Origin of the sequence: Bacillus sp. MM2020_4 (genome assembly GCF_011250555.1) — a bacterium.
Classification (GTDB): domain Bacteria; phylum Bacillota; class Bacilli; order Bacillales; family Cytobacillaceae; genus Neobacillus.
On record NZ_JAANMZ010000013.1, the window covers coordinates 57836 to 78892 of the forward strand.

The window sequence follows — 21057 nt, forward strand, 5'->3', positions numbered from 1 at the left end:
GAAACTAAAAGGCAAAGGAAAAATCCCTTGCCTTTTTTTCCTTAACTTTTTCGCGTTACTTCTTTTTGAACTTGATCACGTAAGGCCATCTTCAGGAATTTTCCAACTGATGTCTTAGGAATCTCCTCCAGGAAAAGGATTTCATCTGGAATCCACCATTTAGTAAACTGTGGTGTAAGAAATTCTATTAATTCTTCTTTTGTGGTTTTCCCTTTATATGCATCCTTTAAGACTACACATGCAAGCGGACGTTCCTGCCATTTTTCATGAGGAATGGCAACAACTGCCGCCTCAAAAACTGCCTCATGTGCCATTAGAGCGTTTTCTAAATCCACCGATGAAATCCATTCACCGCCACTTTTAATTAAATCCTTTGTCCGGTCAACGATTTTCACAAAACCTTCCTCGTCAATCGTCACAACATCTCCCGTGTGGAGCCAACCATCGTGAAAGGCATCCTTTGTCCGCTCGTCTTTATAATATTCTGATGCAATCCATGGGCCTCGAAGGCACAACTCTCCCATTTCATTTCCATCCCAGGCAACTTCGCCATCCTTACCAAGAACTTTCATTTCTAACCCTGGAACAAGCGTACCTTGTTTGGCCCGCAAATCAAGTCGTTCCTCATAATCTAAATCTTCTTGGTAACTTTTTAACGTGGAGAAAAGGGCAAGCGGACTTGTCTCCGTCATCCCATATGCATGCATGAATGGCACATTATATTTTTGCTCAAAGGCTTTAATCATTCCTTTCGGCGCTGCTGAACCTCCGCATAAGATTCCCCTTAAACTGCTTAAATCATAGGAACCCTCATCAAGTTCTTTAAGTAATCCAAGCCAGATAGTCGGAACACCGCTTGTTATCGTGACTTTTTCTTGTTCGATCAATTCCGCCAATAATTTTGGCGTGAAGTATGGCCCTGGAAGAACTAGTGTCGTTCCGAACCAGACTCCCGCAAACGGCATTCCCCAGGCATTGGCATGGAACATTGGAACAACAGTTAGTGCAATATCTTTTTCACTTATGGCAGCACTGTCTGCTAGGCCTAAAGCCAAACTGTGGAGAAAAATCCCTCGATGAGTATAAACGACACCTTTTGGATTCCCTGTTGTAGCAGAGGTATAGCACATACCTGCTGGATCATTTTCATTAAGATCTGTTGGATAGGTATAATCAGGATTTGCTTCTTCTAAAAGCTGCTCATAATGGTAAACAGGAGAGAGTTTGGTCTTCGGTAATTCTTTTTCATCGGTCATAATAATAAATGCCTTAACCGTTTTTAATTCTGCCGCACAGCTTTCGAGTAATGGCAGGATGTCTGAATCAACGAGAAGAACCTTATCTTCGGCATGATTGATAATGTAGGATATATGCTGAGGTGATAAGCGGATGTTAATCGTATGCAAAACGGCACCCATACATGGAATCGCAAAATAGGCCTCCAGGTGACGGTGATGGTTCCAGGCTAATGTTCCTACCCTTTCACCTTTCGTTACTCCTAATTTGGTTAGGCTATCAGCAAGCCTCCTCGTTCTTTCGGCAACTTGGTTATAGGTAAATCGCTGAATACCGCTTGCCGTCCTGGATACCACTTGTTTCTTCGGAAAATACTTTTCTGCCCTCTCAATCATTTGAGTCATCGTTAAAGGTGTTTGCATCATTACTAAATCTCCCCCTCCAAGAATGAATGCGTTTTAAATACCCCAAAGAAGTGTATGGGGCAATCCATATAAGTATTCGACATCAAGAATAATTAACCCTTTATTAAGAACAATTAAAATAAAAAAAGTCTCCCACTTATTTTAAGCAGGAGAATAACTCATCAAGGATTTTTATTTTATCATTTGTATAGGATTCAAAGCCGTCATTATAGGATTTGGGATCCTTTGGATTGGAAAATTGGGTAATCTTCCCTGTAATTGGATCAATAAATTTGCTCGCCGCTCCACAGCCAAGTCCAATAATTGTTTGTTGCTCCTCCATGATCATGATATTATAGATACTTTCTTGATCAGGGAACGAGTAACCGACATTTTCAAGATTACCAAGTATGTTTTTTTGTCTGTATAAATAATATGGTACATAGCCGTGATCTTTCGTCCAATCCTGTGCAAGTTCCATCATACCTTCGACTTCTTCACGTTCAGCTACCTTATATTTCTCTTTATTCTTGGTCATTTCTGATGCCCGCTTGAACGACAACGTATGGACTGTCAAAGACTCAGGCATTAGTTTTTCTGTTTCAGCTAAAGAATGGGTAAACTCTGAAATTCCCTCACCTGGCAACCCGATAATCAAGTCCATATTTATATTATTCATACCCATTTCCCGAGCTAAATGGTATTTTTCAATTGTTTCAGTAACGGTATGATGCCTGCCGATAGCCTTCAATGTTTCTTGTGTGTAGGATTGTGGATTAATACTGATCCGGTCAATATGCCACTTTTTCAAGATTTCTAATTTTTCAGGTGTAATCGTATCGGGCCGACCCGCTTCAACGGTAATTTCGCGGATATTTTCTACATCTGGAAACGACAAGTACATTTCCTCATAAAGCATATCCATTTCTTCTGCGGTGATACTCGTTGGCGTACCGCCGCCATAATAAACAGTAGTTATCCGCACTCCATTCTCCTTCAACCAGGCACCAATTTTCTTCATTTCATAATGGAGCCCGCCTAAGAATGAATCCACTGAGCCTTGCCTTCCGTTTATGGCATAGGCAGGAAAAGTGCAGTAGGCACATTTTGTTGGACAAAAAGGAATCCCAATATAGATACTGACTTCTTTTTGCAGTGAGTACAGGTCAGGAACAACGGCAAGCTGGCGGTCAACGATTTGCTGCATCAGCTCGATTTTTTCGTTTGTGATTAAGTAATCATCCATTAATTGCTGATGCGCTTCCTGTAACGGAACCCCTTCTCGGACTTTACGATGAAGTAATTTGGTGGGTCTGATTCCCGTCAATATCCCCCATTTTTGGGTAATACCTGTCCAATTCTGCAACACCGTTAAATAAACATGAGCAACGGCATTTTTTATTTGTTTAAATTTTTCCTTTTCAGAATCATCCAGTAAGAATTCCTTTTGGTAATCAGAAGCAATTACTTTTCCGCCCTTGTCTGTTAATTCTGCTGAAACTGAAATCTGTTTCAGGACTTGCAAATTAAATATTATTTGTACATCCGCCTCTTCAGCATTTGCCATAATAATCTTTGTTTCTTCAAAGAATAAATTAGCAATGAGCTGCAACGGTCGGCTGAATCTTTCATCCTCTAACCCTAGTATCGAAATTCTCAATCATATCACCTTTCAGTTTTAACTTTCTTAAGTGTACAGAATCAGAAAACTAAGGTCAATACAGTGGAAATCTTTCTCAAGCCATAAGTAAAAAGATATCAAAGGCAATTGCCCATGATATCACTTGGAAGTTATTTTCTTATGATTTTCATCCTTCTTAAAAACTCAATTGGCTGTTGCTTGCGAAAGTGTTCTTTTACCATATAGGCAACACCATGCTCATTTTCTGATCTTGTTACCCAGTCGGAAGCTCGCTTTACCTCAAAGTCGGCATTCCACATGGAAACCCCAAGACCTACAGCTTCAATCAAAGGAATGTCATCCAACCCATCCCCGATATAGACCATTTCACTTTTTCGAATGCCAAGTTGGCTTCCCAGATAGGAAAGGCCGGCAAGCTTTGAGGCACCGGCAGGAACAATATCCAACCTTAAGGAATCAAGCTCAATTACATCAATTTCTGTAAACATTTTACCTAGTGCGTTTTTAGCATCTTTTAAATCCCTTTTCTCTTCAAAATAAACCTCAATCTTCGGCGGTGTAACCGGCTGGTCATGTAAATATTCACTTAATGAAGAAACAAATTGTTGGGAATAGAAAACAGGATCTCCAGTAGTAAAGACAGTTTTTGCTAACAAATGATTGTGCAGCTTTATCTTATTGGCTAAGGAAAATTGTTCATGCACGAGGCGAATTTGGCACGGTAATGCCTCTAAAAAACGGACTGTATCATACGTAATATCCTCATTGATTCTTTCTACATAGACCGGTTTTGATTCTACTCCAGCAATATAGGCCCCTTGATGGGTAATCAGCGGTGCTTTTATTTTTAACGCCTTAGCCACCTTTTTAGCTGAAGGAAAGCTGCGTGATGTGACGAGCGTGACATAAATTCCTTTTTGCTGGACATAGTCAATGGCTTCCCTTGTAGACTTATGAATTTTTCCATTCGTTTGGAGAAGCGTACCATCAATATTTAACGCAAGTAAGCGATAAATCATGTTGTTGCCCCCTGTTCTTGGTGAATTACCTTACTTTCACTTTTATGACTTTTCACTCATTTATAGAACAGGAAAGTCGGAAATGCCTATGGACGAAAAAAGCCCTCGGTACGAATACCGATGGCTTTGCGAATGGACTAGTCTTTATGAAGTTTACATTGTTCCGTATAGATCTTCTAATGGCTTCATAATGACCTTGTTTAATTCGCCAATAATCATACTCATTCGTTGTTCTGCTTCCATGAGATGTGAAATCTTTGGATTTTGCTGAACGAGGCCTACTGTTGCTTGTGCCTGTTGGACTTCTTGTTCGGAAATATCCTGTCCCATCATTTGTTTTTGCTGCAGATTCATTTGGATTTGACGGAACTGGTCAAACATTTGCTTTGCCTGTGGATCGGCATTCACTTCGTTATATGCCTGCTGAAGTTGTGTGTACTCAGCGCTTTGACGGATTGCTGTCTCTAAGGCATATGCGGAATCATATAAATTAACTGCCATTTTTGGTCACTCCCTCTAAAGTAAACAATTCTTCACAACTATAACAAACTATTCGATTAAATGCGAGAATGTTCAAATCACCATCATTATTATTCACACATATAGTACTATATCAACGAATGCCCATTTATACGCAAATGAGGAGTGATCATGTCCTATTCATTAACCCCAATAAGGGTAAAACTGATCCCTAAAACATGGACAAATAAAGATACATGGCAAATTCAAATGTCCAACAAATTGTTGACCCATCTGCAATTAAACAAGAACCGGAAGTTGAATATCAAAATTGGGCAAAAAACAATTACCTCAGAAATACAAATAGCAGAAATAGCCATTAATGAGATTCATCTTCCTGATCATATGATAAAAGCATTGCTGCTACCTATTCAATGCTATACATTTCAAGCAATCGTTTTTTCCAAAAGTCATACGCTTAAACTCGGACCTGTTATTGGTTTGCTAACCGATTTCAAAACGAATCAGATGGTGGAACCGTACTTTCGCACCATACATTTGTTTTGTGAAGAACTTCATCGCGGTATTTGCGAGCATGGCGGCTTCTTTTATGTATTTTCATTTGATCAATTCTCCGACTCAGGTTATTACCTAGAGGATGGCAAATGGGTTCCGGCAAACCTTCCCATGCCAGATGTTATTTACAACCGGATTCATTCCAGAAAACTTGAAAATTCCACCCTCTATAAGGTGTTTCGCCAAAAACTTGATGAACACATGATTCCATTTTTTAATGATCGGTTTCTTTCTAAATGGGAAGCGCACGAAAAGGTAAAAATAGAAAGTCAGCTATATTCCTATATTCCCGAGACAAAAATATGTTCAAAGGAACTATTCTATGATTTTGCCCAAAAATATGAAACTATTTTTCTTAAACCTATTCATGGCAGTCAAGGTCGAAATATTATCAAGGTAAAAGAAGAAGGGCATCAGCACTACACCTTGCAAACTTCATTGCCAGCCCTGACTAACCATTTAACTGAAAAATATTCCTTAGATGAAATATACCAACAAATAAAACCGCTGCTTCATCATCAAATCTACATTATCCAACAAGGGATAACCTTTATTAAACATCAATCAAGGACGATGGATTTTAGAGTTTTATGCCACAAAGATCAAAATAATCAATGGATTGTAACCTCAACAGTAGCAAGAATTGCAGCGGAAAAGGAATTTGTTTCAAATTTAGCAAAAGGCGGCACGATTACAAGACCCTTGAATGCCCTACGAACCTGTATGAGTGATAAGCAATCCATTGAGGTTCTTGCACTAATTAAAGAATTAGCCCTAGAAACAGCTGAGGTAATCAGCCGTCATTCAGAAGGGATAACGGGAGAACTTGGTATCGACATTGGTGTTGATCAAGAAGGAAAACCGTGGTTAATCGAGGTGAATTCTAAGCCATCGAAGAACTTCGAGGATGGTTTAGGAAAGATAAGGCCGTCCGCTAAAGCAATTATTCAATTTTGTTCGAAGCTTGCCCATGATTCGGCCCTAGAAAAGGAGGAACTAAATTGACTATCTTTGGAATTATGACATTAACTATGGAAAGTGAACTTTCATATATAAACGAGATGGCCGACCTTGCAGAATCGAACGGCCTGGAGGTTTTTCAATTTATTCCATCAGCGATCAATCCCCGCACTCTTCAAGTGAAGGGGCGAAAATTCGTCTCCGATACTAAACGCTGGATGGATGCGGAGTTACCTATCCCCACTATCATTTACGACCGCTGCTTCTACGGAGAGGATGAACATTCCAAACAATGCCTGCCAATCGTCTCTTGGTTAAAGAGCAGAAATGATATTACCTTTTTAGGTTACGGCCTGCCTAATAAGCTCGATCTATACGATGCCATAAAAAACTCGCTCTTATCGTCCTATTTACCCAAATCACAATCCGTTTCTGATCCCACAGTCGTTTTATCTGAACTCTCGGCGATGAAAAAAATTATATTAAAACCGATTAACGGCTCACAAGGTTACGGAATTTATTACCTAAAGAAAAATGATAAAACCTATCATGTAAAAACGGAAAAACAAAAAAAGATTATTTCGCGGATTTTCCCAAATGAAACCAAGCTTATTCAATGGTTAAAATCATTATTGATGACTCGCAGCTACCTTTTACAACCGTACCTGGAACTGTCCAATAATGAGCAGCAGCCTTTTGATATCCGTACACTTCTTCAAAAAAATGAACATGGAGCTTGGGTAGAACGAGGCAAAGGAATTCGCACAGGCACCACAGGCGGTATCCTTTCAAACCTTAGTGCCGGTGGATCCGTCATCACGTTTTCAGAATGGCTTTCCTCCGTTACACCTGCGAAAGGCGAATATATCAGTCAAGAATTAGATTATATTCTTAGCAAGCTCCCTGTTATTCTCGAAAAGGAATTTTTGCCCTTATTTGAAATAGGTGTGGATATCGGTATCGCCAAAGATGGGTCTATATGGATTCTAGATCTCAATTCAAAACCAGGTAGAAAGGTTCTATTACAGACCCAGCCGGAGTTACAGAAAACCCTTTGCCATGCACCACTTCTTTACGGAAAATACCTTTCTCAGAGTGAGCAAATTGAAAGGAAGACCAATTATGAGAAAACATTATCTCATTGAAGTTGTTCAAAACGATCAATTAATTGTCTTTTGCCCACCAACAGTCATTCAAGATAGGCAAATCAAAAGAATTGCCTTTGGCTCGAAATCAATGGAGGTGGAATTCCTCCCCCATCCCGATAAGGATGATCGAATTGTCATTAGCAGGAAAATTCAAGAGGCAATCCAGTTTCCTCATTTTAAAGTTCCACTTCATGCCTTTGTGGAAAATGAAATTCTCTATATAGGCCCGCTTGTTGGGATCTTCACTGCCGGATTTACCTCCCTTCCCCAGCAGCCCATGGGCGAAAGAACATTGTTTTTTTCAAAGTTGCTTTCTGTCAATAGAACAGTTGGAGCCCTGCCTTTTGTCTTTGGGGAGCAGCATATTAACTGGGAACAGGGAACCATTGAAGGATACTTCTTTCATAATGAGGGCTGGCAAATCGTCGAGGTTCCTTTACCAAATGTCATTTACGACCGACTCCCCAATCGGAAAAGTGAAGGAAATCCAAAATTAATCAGGGTAAGGGACCGATTGCAAAGAGAATATCTTATCCCGTGGTATAATCCCGGATTTTTCAATAAACTGGATATTTATGAACGACTGCAGCACGATGCTGCAGTAACCAATTACCTCCCTGAGACCTACCCGTTTACTTCCTTTTCTGATATCGAAACAATGCTCTCAAAATACGGTCATGTTTACCTCAAACCAAAAAACGGCAGCCTAGGACTTGGGGTACATCAAGTGATTTATGACAAACATACCGACGATTATTATTGCCGCTACCAAGACAATCAAGGAGTAAACCGTTTGCGAAAATATTCTAGTTTGGAACGATTATTCCAATCCGTATTTGCCCATCAAACAGTAGAAACGATGCTGGTCCAACAAGGGATACACCTCCTCCGAAACGAACAGCGTGCAATTGATTTTCGCGTTCATACGAATAAAGACGATCAGGGTAAATGGCATGTAACTGCCATTGCAGCAAAAATTGCCGGTTCCGGCAGTGTGACGACACATGCGCGCAGCGGCGGAGATATTAAAACAATCAGTGAAATCTTCCCTGCTGAGAAATGCGAATTATATACGGAAAGGCTTTCGAATGCTGCGCTTCTGCTAAGTACTGCCCTTGATGCAAATGTTGAAGGAATTATTGGTGAGATTGGCTTTGATTTAGGAATTGACCGTAACGGGGATGTATGGCTTTTTGAGGCTAATTCTAAACCAGGCAGGTCAATTTTCAGCCATCCGGAATTGAAAGAATTTGATTACCTCACACGGAAATTATCGATTGCTTTTGCCGTATTTCTTACCGAACAATCCTTATTACATCCAGAGGTATTATTTAAATGATAACACATAACTTTTCACCTTTGATTGGCATTTTGACATCGCAGAAAGCCGATGGCGGCATCGCAGGGAACGGCCTCCTTTTTACAGAATTGCAAAAAAAGCTTATTTCATTAAATGGAATAAGCTTTGTCTTTATTCCTGAGGCCGCTGGGGAAGAGTATATTATTGGTTATGTATATTCCCCAGAAGACAATCGCTGGCATAAGAAACGATTCCCCTATCCTGATCTTGTTTACAATCGGATTCCTTTTCGAAAATCAGAGCAGAACGACCAAAGTCAGAACTTTTTTTCAATCTTAAGAAAAAAAGATGTCCCCTTTTTCAACCCATGTTTTATCGATAAATATGAACTATTTCAATTGTTGAAAAGCCATGATCATCTTAAGCAATACTTGCCGCAAACAATCCTTGTCGACCATAAAAAGAAGTTGTTTTCTTTTTTTACCAAATATCAAGAAATTTACTTAAAGCCACGGCAATCTTCGAAAGGGAAAGGGATTTTTCGTTTAAGGAAAAAGGGTTCTTCTCGAATTGAATTAGAAGGAATTAATGGGCAAGAAAGCTACAAATCGTTCCACCACTTTTGGGATCACTGGAACAAGTTGCTTCTTGAAAAAAACTACCTAGCGCAGGAGGAGATTAGATCTGCAGATTATGAGGGAGCCCGTTTTGACTTTCGAATCCTGGCACATGGAAACCACAATGATTACGTTTTAACAGGTGTCGGCATTAGGCAGTCACAAGAACAGGCGGTTACTACCCATATTCCTGCAGGCGGAAGACTTCTCCCCTATAAACTCCTGCAAACAAGCGAGCATGACCAGTTTTTTCAAACCATTGTCCCCCAAATTGGCAATGCCCTTTCAAAGCAGTTCGGTTATTTCGGTGAATTTTCAATCGACGCCGGCATAAGTAAAACAGGTCAATATTATATTTATGAAGTAAATTCAAAACCGATGAGCTTTGATGAATCGGAGATTGAAGAAGGGAAAATCGAGCAGCTTTGCCAATTATTCCTGCAGTTAACGGGTTTTCAGAAATGATCAAAAATTCCATTTAACTAATTCCTTAAAAAAGGTAAGCTATAAGTATGCCGCATATTATCGAAGGAGGACTAGACAAATGCTCATGCACTTCCAATTCAAGCCATTATTTGAAAACAAAAATATTCCAGGCTGGAATTTTTCCTTTTATCATAAAAAGCAAAGGTATACAGGGGTCTACCACCAAACGGGGAAAATTGAATGGACTGCAAATACACCTGAACAAGAAGATATCGAGGCATTAACAAGCCAAGTTCATGAATTAATGCTATTCCATGTTTATGAATAAATCTAAATAGCTCTGTACAGTGCATGAAAAATGCTCCTTTCCGTAAACTAAGTTTGAAAATTAGGAAAGGGTGGTTAGTCATGGAAAAAGGAAATGGAAAATTAACAAATGAAGGTTCTACTTACGAAGGCAGAGATATGGTCTATTTGGATATTGACCGGATGATCAATGAGGGGATGTCTGGCGGCTCCGTCCATGCCCGTCATGATACCACAAATATTGAAGAAGCTCGCGATCTTGTTCAGGAACAACCGCCATATGAGTGTGATTAATATTTATTGCCATTACAAGAGGCTGTCCCCTATTAAATAGGCCCAGCCTCTTTTATTTTTACCCCTTTACTCACAATTGCTATAATAGAACCTATATTGAAAAAATTTGATAATGGGGAATTGAACCTTGCTAAAAAAATTAGTAGCTCTATATAAAAATTCTATCCTGTTTTCCACTCGCCCGATTCAACCATCTGAACAATTTTATTACTTCCATAGTGAGGCCGAGAATGAATGGATTGGCATTCCTAAAACGGATATGAGTGAAAAAGAATTACGGCTGCTTACAGCCCTTTACAGATTAGATGCATTACAGGTACCCAAAGCCTCCACCATGGAAAAAGCCTGGTATGACTTTTTATTTATACATGCCCCTGTCCCATTAACACATAGCGAAACATATATACGATTGATTCAGTTCGATATAAATGGTAATGATGTTAATCAAGGGGAAATCGAATCTGCCCTAAAAGGATTTTTCACAGAAGATGTCATTATTATTTGGGAGAATGGCAGACGAGGAATAGTTATTGAGGAGAAAAAGCAAATTTCACTTACTGAGGAAGAATTCATTTCGATGTCAGAAACATTGGCAAGTGACTTTTATGTAAAAATATCCTTTTTTATTGGAAAAATCAATCTCCTTTCAGAACAGCTTCGCTCAAAATTTCTATTAGAAAAGGAATATTTTTCTTTCGCTATGACAAAACTTAGCAATCCGAGTATTTTTAACTTTGAACGAGTGTTCCCTGCCTATTTGGCACATTTCTTGCCAAACGAATTGAACACAAGGGGGAGCCAAGAGATCGTTTGGGTATTTCATGATGATCCTGAACTGTTTACGACAATCAAGGTGTTTCTGGAAAATAATTTAAATGCCAGTATGACGGCGAAAAAATTGTATATTCACCGCAACACACTCCAATATCGAATTGATAAATTTACTGAAAAAACCGGAATCGGGTTAAAGGACTTTTATGGTGCTTTTACCGTTTTCTTTGCCTGCCTGCTTTTTGAAAATCAACTCGCTGAATGACAATGTGCCCAAAAAAGCGTTTTCATTCTTTGTGCAACCTGTCTATATGGATTTCATGCCTATCCCTGTAAACTAATGGTACAAGATAAAACAGGGAGGCATTTAAAATGGCAGAATTAAAATTAGATCATATTTTTAAAATTTACGATAATAAGGTAACGGCAGTCCAGGATTTTAATTTGCATATTGAAGATAAAGAATTTATCGTGTTTGTTGGCCCATCTGGCTGCGGTAAATCTACAACACTTCGGATGATTGCGGGTCTTGAAGATATTTCAAAGGGCGATTTCTACATTGATGGAAAAAGAGTCAATGATGTAGCGCCAAAAGATCGTGATATTGCGATGGTTTTCCAAAACTACGCTCTTTATCCACATATGACAGTTTATGATAATATGGCATTCGGATTAAAGCTTCGTAAATTTCAAAAAAGTGAAATTGACCGCCGCGTGCAAGAAGCAGCTAAAATTCTAGGCTTAGAAGCATACTTAACTCGTAAACCAAAAGCACTTTCAGGCGGTCAGCGCCAGCGTGTTGCCTTAGGTCGTGCGATTGTCCGTGATGCAAAAGTATTCTTAATGGATGAGCCATTATCAAACCTTGATGCGAAGCTTCGTGTAGCCATGCGTGCAGAAATTGCTAAGCTTCACCGCCGCCTAGATACAACGACAATCTATGTAACACATGACCAGACAGAAGCGATGACAATGGCGACAAGATTGGTTGTTATGAAGGACGGGGTTATTCAACAAGTTGGTTCACCAAAAGAAGTATATGAAAAACCAGAAAATGTATTTGTTGGCGGCTTCATTGGGTCTCCTGCAATGAACTTCTTCCATGGTAAATTAGAAGATGGAAAATTCGTCATTGAAAATGTCTCGATTGCAGTTCCAGAAGGTAAAATGAAATTCCTTCGTGAACAAGGTTATGTTGGAAAACCCATTATCCTTGGGGTGCGCCCGGAAGACATTCATGATGAGCCTGTATTCATTGAAGCCTCTACAGGTACTAAGATCAAAGCCAATGTTGATGTTGCTGAATTAACAGGTGCAGAATTAATGGTCTATTCTAGTATTGGAGGACAAGACTTCGTTGCACGCCTGGATTCACGTGCAGATGTCCATCCTGGCGATGTTGTAGACCTTGCGTTCGACTTAAATAAGGCTCATTTCTTTGATGCCGATACAGAATCCAGAATTCGTACCCTTACTGATAAATAATTCATATCGTGTGATGATCCCCGTTATGCTGTTAACGGGGATTATTCTTTTATAAAAACGACTTCATCCGATTGGCAAGTAGGACACCTGTATATATGAGGACATTTTTCCCCTGAATTCGTATCCGGATACCCATCCTCCATTTTCATTAAATTAATCTCCATATATGGACTATAATCATCGTAATAATCCATAAGCCTGCCGCTTTCCATCATAGGTTTCCCGCAATTTGTACACAATAAGTAGAGTTCCCTTAAACCATTACAGACCGGGCATATCGCCATTCATTTCACCCTTTGAATTATTTGATAATCTTAGTTTATGTTAATATACTCGCCATATGTAGCGGAATAAATTACCAAGTAGAATCTCGAATAGATCTTTAAGAATGATTCATAATAAAGATTACAAAGCAACAACAAAGCAGTAACAAAGCAACAATTATACCGATGGATGAAGCCAACCAACAAGGGCCTTATCCGGTGCAACTCCGGAACATCCAACCAATTTACTAAAAGGAACATAATAATATGGGTTAGGCCTAGGAGGCACTAATATGGTTCAATTCCATACTGACCCCAAACTTATTAAGAGGAGTGTTATTCAACATGGCTAGTAACAACAACTCTAATCAACTTTTAGTACCAGGCGTCGAGCAAGCACTTAATCAAATGAAGTACGAAATTGCTACAGAATTTGGCGTTAACCTTGGTGCGGATACTACTTCACGTGCTAACGGTTCTGTCGGTGGAGAAATTACCAAGCGTCTTGTACAAATGGCTGAATCTCAACTTGGCGGATTCCAACGCTAATTGTAAGCAAAAACACTTATAACAAATAAATATTTTGGCTAAAGCCCCCTCCTTCATCGGAGGGGGCTTTCATTGTCATTTATATCATTTTTTCAGGCTTCAACCATTCTGCAAATTGTTCTGCTGTAACATATCCCGTTTTAAGGGCTGCAACTTTCAACGTGGTATTTTCCTTAAAAGCAAGCTTGGCAATTTCAGCAGCTTTTTCGTAGCCAATATGTGGGTTTAATGCCGTTACTAACATTAACGACCGCTCCACGTGATCCTTTATGATTTCCACATTTGCTTCTAGACCAATTGCACAATTTTGATTAAAGGACTGCATTCCGTCGGTAAGAAGTCTAATCGATTGGATCAGGTTATAAATAATAACTGGTTTAAACACATTCAGCTCAAAATTCCCTTGACTGGCGGCAAAACCAATGGTGGCGTCATTGCCAAACACTTGGCACGCGATCATGGTTAATGCTTCGCTTTGTGTTGGATTGACTTTTCCCGGCATGATCGAGCTGCCCGGTTCATTAGCGGGAATAGTCAATTCGCCAATTCCACTCCTTGGCCCGCTTGCAAGCCAGCGGACATCATTAGCCATTTTCATCAGATCTGCGGCTAAGGCTTTAAGTGCTCCATGAACATAAACAATTTCATCATGACTAGTCAATGCATGAAATTTGTTTTCAGAAGTGCGAAAAGGGTAACCCGTAAGTGAGGCAATCTGCTCAGCTGTTTTTTTGCCAAACTGCGGGTCGGCATTAATTCCTGTCCCTACCGCCGTCCCGCCAATAGCTAAATTAAGGAGATAGGCACTTGCTTCCTTAATCATTCTTTCGTCTTTTTCAAGCATGGCCCTCCAGCCGCTAATCTCCTGCCCAAGCGTCAATGGTGTGGCATCCTGTAAATGCGTACGGCCAATTTTTACAATCGTTGAGAAAGCTTTTTCTTTTTCAAGAAGTGTGTTTTTTAATTGCTGTAAGGCTGGAATTAGTGTCTCAGTTATTTTTATATAGCCCGTAATATGCATGGCCGTTGGAAATGTATCATTTGAGCTTTGCGACATATTGACATCATCATTTGGATGAATTTTTTCTGTACTCTTCTGCTCGTTCAGTAAATGATTGGCTCGATTGGCGATTACCTCGTTGACGTTCATATTTGTTTGGGTACCGCTCCCTGTCTGCCAGACAATCAATGGGAAATGTTCATCAAAGTCACCATGATGAATATCATCACAAATTTTTTGAATCGCCTTCATTTTTGCTTCGCTCAGCTTTCCTAATTGAAAATTTACCGTTGCGGCTGCCTTTTTAATAAAAGTCAAACCATAAATGAGCTCCAAGGGCATTTTTTCGGTACCGATCTTAAAATTTTGTTTGCTCCGCTGTGTTTGTGCTCCCCAATATTTATCCGCAGGCACACGCACCTCACCAAGCGTGTCTTTTTCAATTCGATCATTCTCCACGTGGATTCCACCTCACTTTTTCATACTCCTTTCATATATATACCCATTTCTAACCATTTTATTAAAATAAAAAAACTGCAGACATTTTGTCTGCAGCCTATGCTTTGAAAAGGGTATATCCGATATAATAAGAAAGGATTAAAAAACTACCGATGCCTAAGACAACTGAATACTCTGACATATACATCCCACCCTTAGAATTAATGTAAGTTTAAAATATCATAAGGGGCAGGATGAAAGAGTGATAAAAATAACACTTTAGTGACGAAGGAGTGAATTTTTTGTGAACATTTGCCTTTTGGGTGCAACAGGAAGAGTGGGTTCGGTTATTCTTGAAAATGCCTTAGCACACCATCTTTCTATCAAAGCCGTTGTAAGGGATCTAACTAAATATACCATTGAAGCCCAAGGGCTCACCGTAATCGAAGGAAACGTTCTAGATGAAGCAGTTCTTGCCGATTCAATTTATGGTTCAGATGCAGTCATCAGCGCACTAAATACGGATGGAAGTTCAACACTTTCTGATTCCATTCCTATTATTACCAAGTATATGAAGGAAAGCGGAATCAGGCGGATTATTACCATTGGAACAGCTGGAATCCTTCAGGCTCGTTCTGCTCCACATTTATACCGTTTTCAATCGGCAGAATCAAAGCGGAAAAGCACGAAGGATGCCGAGGAACATTTAAAAGCCTATTTGTTATTAAAGGAGTCCGGCCTTGATTGGACAGTCGTTTGTCCCACATATTTGCCTGTCGGTGAAAGAATGGGCAACTATCGATACGAAAAAGACGTTTTACCGGAAAATCCTTCGTCGATCTCGATATTTGATACCGGTGACTTCGCATTTCAACAGCTGTTTAGCGACGAATTTATTGGCTCTCGAGTCGGCCTTACCTATTAGAAGCACTTAGAGCCGACTCTTGTTGAAAGCAGTCGGCTCTAACCTTATGGCAGCTTACCCGAATGGGGTTCATTTGTACCCATCATTATCATTTGAATCCCCCATTTTTCGATCGTTTTTACGGAATATTTTTCTGACAAAAATCAAGTAAAATAGGGTTGGCATTGGTGCCTGGATTAGACCAACAATTCCCCAGAGCCAATAATTATGGTTGCGTTTCCTGGCATCAATAAATAAATAGATGCTTTGCGTAGTTAAAATGAGGACAACACCGATTACGGTAATTAATGAAAGATCCTTATTCATATATGATTCGCCTTCTTTACAAGCTGAACACTGGTGTATACTACGATGAAGACGATGGTGATAATTTGCACAGAGATAAAAATAACTGGCATTTGATAAAGGGATATGATTATCCCACTTAAAATGATAAGTGCGATAATAGAGAAAATTGACAAGTCTCTGATGAATCTTTTCTTTTTATTCTGCTGTTCCTGTATTACAAATTGTTCAAACCATTGTAAATTTGGCGTATAGACGGGGAACTGATCGACTTTTTGTAATCCCCCCTGCAGCTCGGCAATCGTATCTATGTCTTGTTTATTTTGTTGTTCGCTGTTCAGTTTGATGACTTTCTGTTTCTTCATCCAGCTTCAGCTCCCTTCTGACTGACTTTATTCCATTATGAACCCGTGACTTTACTGTTCCTGGAGAAATATTCATCCATTCTCCAATTTCTTCATAGGAATAACCATAGTAATGCTTCAAAATGATAGGTACCCTAACATCCTCTGGCAATTTCCCAAGTGCCTCCAGGGCATCATTCCACTCTTCATTTCTGCTTTCAAAATGCCATTTCAACTTACGGTATACTTCCTCTTGATCTTGCCAACTTTTCTCTCGTTTTATTTTTCGGCATTGGTCAATGTATGTATTGGTTGCGATTGAAACCAGCCATGTACTAAATTTGCTTTGACCATTATAAAGGTGAATCTTTTGCACACATTTCGCCATTGTTTCCTGTGCTATTTCTTCTGCTGTATCAGGATTCATTGTAATTTTCATTAAATATTTTACAAGGAAAGGATAATTTTCTTTAAACAACGTGGCAAAAGCAAGATGATCCCCTTTTTTTGCATTTTTAATCAATGCATCCATTCGGCAATAGCCCTCTCTTTCCCCCATCATCCTTGCTTAATCTCTACATTTGTAAGACGTATGAAACAGGAATTTGTTCATTAATAGCTTTTCGCTTTTTTGGAAAAATGTCAATAATTGTCCATATAAATTTTTAGTTTACGTCTATTTATTCTATAAAATAAAATTAAAGTTTATTTGAAGGGATGTGCTGTATGGCATATAAGCCACGAATACCACGAGTAGAAATGATTATATTATGCAGCTTACACGCTCGCTGGAATCTGTCCGATGATGAAAAGAGAAACTATTTAAATTTGAAAAAAGGCTTTGAAGGAGAGGTGCAATTTGATTCTTTAACAGAAAAATTGGCAAGTGAATGTTTGATTGTAAACGATTTACTGCTTGAGGTAAACAAAACGAAGTTCCAAATTGATACATTGCTTGTTCAAGATAAACTTTACCTGTTTGATGTTAAGAATTTAGAAAGCGATTATTGTTTTGAAAACGGTGAGTTCTACTACAAGACTGGAAGACTTACCAATAATCCTCTAACACAATTAAGACGATGTGAAAATCTGTTCCGTCAATTGCTCCAAAAATACGGTTATCACCTACCTGTTGAACCGCGTTTAGTCTTTATCAACCCCGAGTTTACTCTCTACCAAGCACCAAAAAATGAGCCACTCACACTTCCTACTCAGGTTTCTGCCCTAATGAGAAAATTAAATTCCTGGCCAGGGAAGATTAATGAAAAACACAGAAAGCTTGCGGACCTTTTGGTTTCCCTGCATCAAGTTGAATCTCCATATACGCGTGTGCCCCATTATGACTATGAAGAACAGCAGAAAGGGATCATTTGCATTTCGTGCCAATCGTTTGCGCTTACTGTTAATGGAAGAAAGCTTATTTGTGATGATTGCGGCTGTGAAGAGGGTGTTGATGCAGCGGTACTAAGAAGTGTGAAGGAACTTAAGCTTCTATTTCCAGTGCAGAAGATTACTACGAATGTGGTTTATGAGTGGTGCGGGGGGATTGGGTCAAAGAAAATGTTTAAGAGGATTCTAAGTAATAATCTGAAGTCAGTTGGGTATGGACAATGGACATGCTATGAGTGAATGATTATTTTAGTAGATTTATTTTAATATAATGGTTCACGTATCTTTAATAATTGGGTTGGGTATCCAATAAATTATTGGATACCTTTTTTCTATTTTCTCGATAGCGCGGGTTCCAATGACCTCTATTGGATACCTTTCTCTTGCTCTCTTGGGCGGCGAGGGCTCCAATGGCCCCTATTGGATACCTTTCTCTTGCTCTCTTGGGCGGCGAGGGCTCCAATGGTCTCTATTGGATACCTTTCTCTTGCTTTCTTGGGCGGCGAGGGCTCCAATATACCAATTGAAATTGTTAATGCCCATGCCCCTTATCCTTACCCTTTCCTTTCCCCTTGTCCTTCCACTTCTCTTTCTGTTTGTTCCATTTTTCTTCCCACTTTTGTAGTTCGTTGTTAAATTTCTCCCCAATATTACTCTTTTCTTCTTCTTTTTTCCGTTGTTCAATTAAAGATGCAATATGTGGTACCTTAAAGCTTTCGTTAGGTGAATTCTCCAAAGCCTCCTTCATGACTTCGCGGAAAATAACCGATGACCCTGTTCCGCTAGTAGGCGTTATATAATGATCAGCATCTGTTTTATCATATCCAACCCAAAAAGCTCCCACTAACTGCGGTGTATAACCGACAAACCATTGATCCTTCAAACCGTTAATACCTTTAATGGGAACCTGAGTAGAGCCAGTTTTCCCTGCCGTCTCCCTCCCAGGAATTTGCGCCGGTTCTCCTGTCCCTTGCTCGACAACACCAAGCAGCATCGTTGTCATGTTGTCAGTTACAGCCTTGGTCGTTACCCTCTCCTTTTCAACCTTCCATTCCGCTACAACCTTACCTCCGGAATCAACAATTTTTTGAATAACATGTGCTTTCACTCTAACACCATTATTCGGAAAAACAGAGAAGGCCTCAGCCATATCCAACGGTGAAACACCTTTATGCAGCCCGCCAAGAGCCATGGATAAATTATGATCCTCTTTATCTAAAGTAATACCAAACCGTTTAACAGAATCCAACCCTTTTTCAATTCCCAGCTCGTTTAGCAGCCAAACAGCGGAAACATTTTTCGATTCCTTAACTGCCTCATACATTGGTACTTCGCCTGCATATTGATGATCGTAGTTACTAGGTTGATAATTCCCAAACTTCATTTCCTCATCTTTTAACATATCTGTTATTTTCCAGCCGTCTTCAAGTGCAGGAGCATAAACTGCCAACGGCTTAAAGGAAGATCCGGGCTGTGCCTTTAATTGGGAGGCTCGATTATAACCCCTAAAGGTATGTTCGCCCCTGCCGCCCACAAGCGCCCTAACCCCGCCCGTTTTGGGATCTACTAAAATACCGCCACTTTGCATAAGAGGATCTTTTCCATTTGGAAATAAGGTATCATTCGAATAAGTATTCTCGATTGCCGTTTGCATCAGTGGATCAAGCTCTGTATAAATTTGATAGCCGCCTGTCAATAATTCGTCTTGGGTAAACCCGTATTCTCGGATAGCTTCATCTAATACTTGATCGACATAGTAAGGAAATTTTCCGCGAAACGGATCACCGCCCTTATCATTTAAGACGACTTTATCCTGTTTCGCTTTTTCATATTGCTCAGCGGAAATAAAGCCTTGCTCTTTCATTTGTGCTAACACAAGATTGCGTCGTTCGGTGGCTTTTTCCATATGTTCGTAAGGATTTAGTGCAGATGGCGCTTTTATCAGTCCTGCTAGCATGGCAGATTCGCTTATAGATAGATCGTTAACCTCTTTTGCAAAGTATTTGCCGGCGGCTTGTTTAATTCCATATGCACCATTTCCAAAATAAATTTGGTTTAAATACATTTGTAGGATTTCTTGCTTCGTGTATTCTCGTTCTACCGCGATTGCTAAAAATACTTCCTGAAGTTTCCTCTTTACTGTCTTTTCAGAAGTGAGGATTGTATTTTTCGTCAATTGCTGTGTGATGGTGCTACCGCCCTCAACCATTCCTCCTGCCTTAAGGTCACGGAACAATGCTCTAGAAGTACCAATTAAATCCACCCCATTATGCCGGTAAAAACGGTGATCCTCAATGGCAACGATCGCATTTTTCATAGAATCGGGAACTTCTTTAATTGGCACTCCTTCGTTTTTATTGGCAGACACCTTACTGGCCACATCCCCGCTGACATCATAAAAAACAGTGGGTTGTGGAAGCTCATTTTTCAACTCTGAAATATCTGCATCCTTTGAAAAATAATAGAGAAGGCCAAAAAAGCTTAGAACCATCATTAACATAACTAGCACAATTATTTGGAGCAAATGCCATTTTTTCCAGTTCTTAAAAAGGTCACTTACCTTATCTTTAAATACCAATTCGATGACATCCTTTATCTGTAATCTCTATAACAGGTATACTTTTCGATATTCAACTGATTTTTATGTCGGTTTGGTTATGAAAAAAAGATGAGCGAGAGGTGCCCATCTTTTCCAAGTCTTCATTATTATTCGCTCTTTGTTAATTCTTTATAGCGCTGTTTTGAAAGCTTTTCATCAAAACTGCTAAAGATCCGGTAGTTTCTTGCATCCAAAATCCGAAAATGTTTACTTAAAATATTTTGCTGGAGAATGAAACCATTCTTCTGGGTTAGTATTTTCCACCAAACTCGGCCACCCAACGTTTTGGTCTTACGAAGATCTATTCCATTAAGGGCCACCGTTTCTAATACCTCAAGGGGCTCGTTGCCAAATAAAAATTGGACCGTTTCCGTTTCGCGAAAAAGTGCACAAATCGATACAACAGTGGACCAGTTAGCAAGAACTCTTCCTTTTTCAATCTGTACGAGTGTTTTCTTCGATACACCAATAATATCTGCCATTTTATCCTGAGTGTATCCTGCTTCTGTTCGGATTAGACGAAGCTTTTCAGAAACTTGCATGATAATTTCTTCCCTGGTCACTATAAGCCCTTCCTTCAAATGCATCTAGTGTAATATTACACAAGATTTTACGATCATAC

At 39.5% G+C, this 21057-nt stretch carries 21 protein-coding genes; 11 read left to right on the top strand and 10 right to left on the bottom strand.

Going from position 1 to position 21057, the window contains the following annotated elements:
- Window positions 1-41: 41 nt before the first annotated feature.
- From G6554_RS10920 to G6554_RS10935, 4 genes are all read right to left on the bottom strand, one after another.
- Window positions 42-1661: a long-chain fatty acid--CoA ligase gene (locus G6554_RS10920; protein ID WP_166241672.1), complete on the bottom strand. Its 1620-nt coding sequence runs from the start codon at window positions 1659-1661 to the stop codon at window positions 42-44.
- Between the two features lie 136 nt (window positions 1662-1797).
- A complete protein-coding gene (locus G6554_RS10925; RefSeq protein WP_166241673.1) occupies window positions 1798-3300 on the bottom strand; it encodes a coproporphyrinogen III oxidase in 1503 nt (500 codons plus the stop codon).
- A gap of 131 nt (window positions 3301-3431) precedes the next feature.
- Complete coding sequence (locus tag G6554_RS10930) at window positions 3432-4301, bottom strand: Cof-type HAD-IIB family hydrolase (protein WP_166241674.1); 870 nt, start codon at window positions 4299-4301, stop codon at window positions 3432-3434.
- A gap of 153 nt (window positions 4302-4454) precedes the next feature.
- Complete coding sequence (locus G6554_RS10935) at window positions 4455-4802, bottom strand: YlbF/YmcA family competence regulator (RefSeq protein WP_166241675.1); 348 nt, start codon at window positions 4800-4802, stop codon at window positions 4455-4457.
- 150 nt (window positions 4803-4952) lie between these two features.
- On the opposite strand from G6554_RS10935, the gene G6554_RS10940 reads away from it, so the two are divergent.
- The 9 genes from G6554_RS10940 to G6554_RS10985 all read left to right on the top strand — a co-directional run bounded on the left by G6554_RS10940 (window position 4953) and on the right by G6554_RS10985 (window position 13455).
- Complete coding sequence (locus G6554_RS10940) at window positions 4953-6341, top strand: YheC/YheD family endospore coat-associated protein (protein WP_166241676.1); 1389 nt, start codon at window positions 4953-4955, stop codon at window positions 6339-6341.
- On the top strand, window positions 6338-7441 hold the full coding sequence (locus tag G6554_RS10945) for a YheC/YheD family endospore coat-associated protein (protein ID WP_166241677.1): 1104 nt from the start codon (window positions 6338-6340) through the stop codon (window positions 7439-7441). Before G6554_RS10940 ends, G6554_RS10945 begins: the two co-directional genes overlap by 4 nt.
- Window positions 7419-8783 (top strand): YheC/YheD family endospore coat-associated protein, encoded by a 1365-nt coding sequence (locus G6554_RS10950; RefSeq protein WP_166241678.1) that lies wholly within the window; start codon window positions 7419-7421, stop codon window positions 8781-8783. The genes G6554_RS10945 and G6554_RS10950 overlap by 23 nt, the downstream gene beginning before the upstream one ends.
- Window positions 8780-9826, top strand: coding sequence for a YheC/YheD family endospore coat-associated protein (locus G6554_RS10955; protein ID WP_166241680.1), 1047 nt, complete (start codon window positions 8780-8782; stop codon window positions 9824-9826). Before G6554_RS10950 ends, G6554_RS10955 begins: the two co-directional genes overlap by 4 nt.
- 79 nt (window positions 9827-9905) lie before the next feature.
- The gene (locus tag G6554_RS10960; protein ID WP_166241682.1) at window positions 9906-10115 is read left to right on the top strand and encodes a YheE family protein; all 210 of its coding nucleotides are present in this window, start codon (window positions 9906-9908) and stop codon (window positions 10113-10115) included.
- Between the two features lie 80 nt (window positions 10116-10195).
- The gene (locus tag G6554_RS10965; RefSeq protein WP_166241684.1) at window positions 10196-10387 is read left to right on the top strand and encodes a hypothetical protein; all 192 of its coding nucleotides are present in this window, start codon (window positions 10196-10198) and stop codon (window positions 10385-10387) included.
- A 127-nt stretch (window positions 10388-10514) separates the two neighbouring features.
- Window positions 10515-11423: a PucR family transcriptional regulator gene (locus G6554_RS10970; protein ID WP_166241686.1), complete on the top strand. Its 909-nt coding sequence runs from the start codon at window positions 10515-10517 to the stop codon at window positions 11421-11423.
- A gap of 107 nt (window positions 11424-11530) precedes the next feature.
- Window positions 11531-12643: an ABC transporter ATP-binding protein gene (locus tag G6554_RS10975; protein WP_166241688.1), complete on the top strand. Its 1113-nt coding sequence runs from the start codon at window positions 11531-11533 to the stop codon at window positions 12641-12643.
- Between the two features lie 608 nt (window positions 12644-13251).
- Entirely contained in the window at window positions 13252-13455 is a 204-nt protein-coding gene (locus G6554_RS10985) for an alpha/beta-type small acid-soluble spore protein (protein ID WP_166241692.1), read from the top strand.
- Between the two features lie 79 nt (window positions 13456-13534).
- On the opposite strand, the gene fumC is transcribed toward G6554_RS10985, so the two are convergent.
- Window positions 13535-14914, bottom strand: coding sequence for a class II fumarate hydratase (fumC, locus tag G6554_RS10990; protein WP_166241694.1), 1380 nt, complete (start codon window positions 14912-14914; stop codon window positions 13535-13537).
- A gap of 283 nt (window positions 14915-15197) precedes the next feature.
- Between fumC and G6554_RS10995 the strand changes: the two genes are divergently transcribed.
- Window positions 15198-15818 (top strand): NAD(P)H-binding protein, encoded by a 621-nt coding sequence (locus tag G6554_RS10995; protein ID WP_166241696.1) that lies wholly within the window; start codon window positions 15198-15200, stop codon window positions 15816-15818.
- Window positions 15819-15887: 69 nt separating this feature from the next.
- On the opposite strand, the gene G6554_RS11000 is transcribed toward G6554_RS10995, so the two are convergent.
- From G6554_RS11000 to sigY, 3 genes are read right to left on the bottom strand one after another with little or no spacing between them, the layout of a single operon-like run.
- Window positions 15888-16124, bottom strand: a complete 237-nt coding sequence (locus G6554_RS11000) for a sigma-Y antisigma factor component (protein ID WP_166241698.1) — start codon at window positions 16122-16124, stop codon at window positions 15888-15890.
- Window positions 16121-16468, bottom strand: coding sequence for a YxlC family protein (locus tag G6554_RS11005; protein WP_166241700.1), 348 nt, complete (start codon window positions 16466-16468; stop codon window positions 16121-16123). The genes G6554_RS11000 and G6554_RS11005 overlap by 4 nt, the downstream gene beginning before the upstream one ends.
- Window positions 16422-16979 carry an RNA polymerase sigma factor SigY gene (sigY, locus tag G6554_RS11010; protein ID WP_166241748.1) on the bottom strand — a complete coding sequence of 186 codons (558 nt, stop codon included), beginning with the start codon at window positions 16977-16979 and terminating at the stop codon, window positions 16422-16424. Before sigY ends, G6554_RS11005 begins: the two co-directional genes overlap by 47 nt.
- A 194-nt stretch (window positions 16980-17173) precedes the next feature.
- Between sigY and G6554_RS11015 the strand changes: the two genes are divergently transcribed.
- Window positions 17174-18076: a nuclease-related domain-containing protein gene (locus G6554_RS11015; protein WP_166241702.1), complete on the top strand. Its 903-nt coding sequence runs from the start codon at window positions 17174-17176 to the stop codon at window positions 18074-18076.
- Between the two features lie 292 nt (window positions 18077-18368).
- Here G6554_RS11015 and G6554_RS11020 read toward each other — a convergent pair whose 3' ends face one another.
- Both G6554_RS11020 and G6554_RS11025 read right to left on the bottom strand, forming a co-directional pair.
- Window positions 18369-20414: a transglycosylase domain-containing protein gene (locus tag G6554_RS11020; RefSeq protein ID WP_166241704.1), complete on the bottom strand. Its 2046-nt coding sequence runs from the start codon at window positions 20412-20414 to the stop codon at window positions 18369-18371.
- Window positions 20415-20542: 128 nt separating this feature from the next.
- On the bottom strand, window positions 20543-20998 hold the full coding sequence (locus tag G6554_RS11025; protein ID WP_166241706.1) for a helix-turn-helix transcriptional regulator: 456 nt from the start codon (window positions 20996-20998) through the stop codon (window positions 20543-20545).
- Window positions 20999-21057 lie beyond the last annotated feature (59 nt).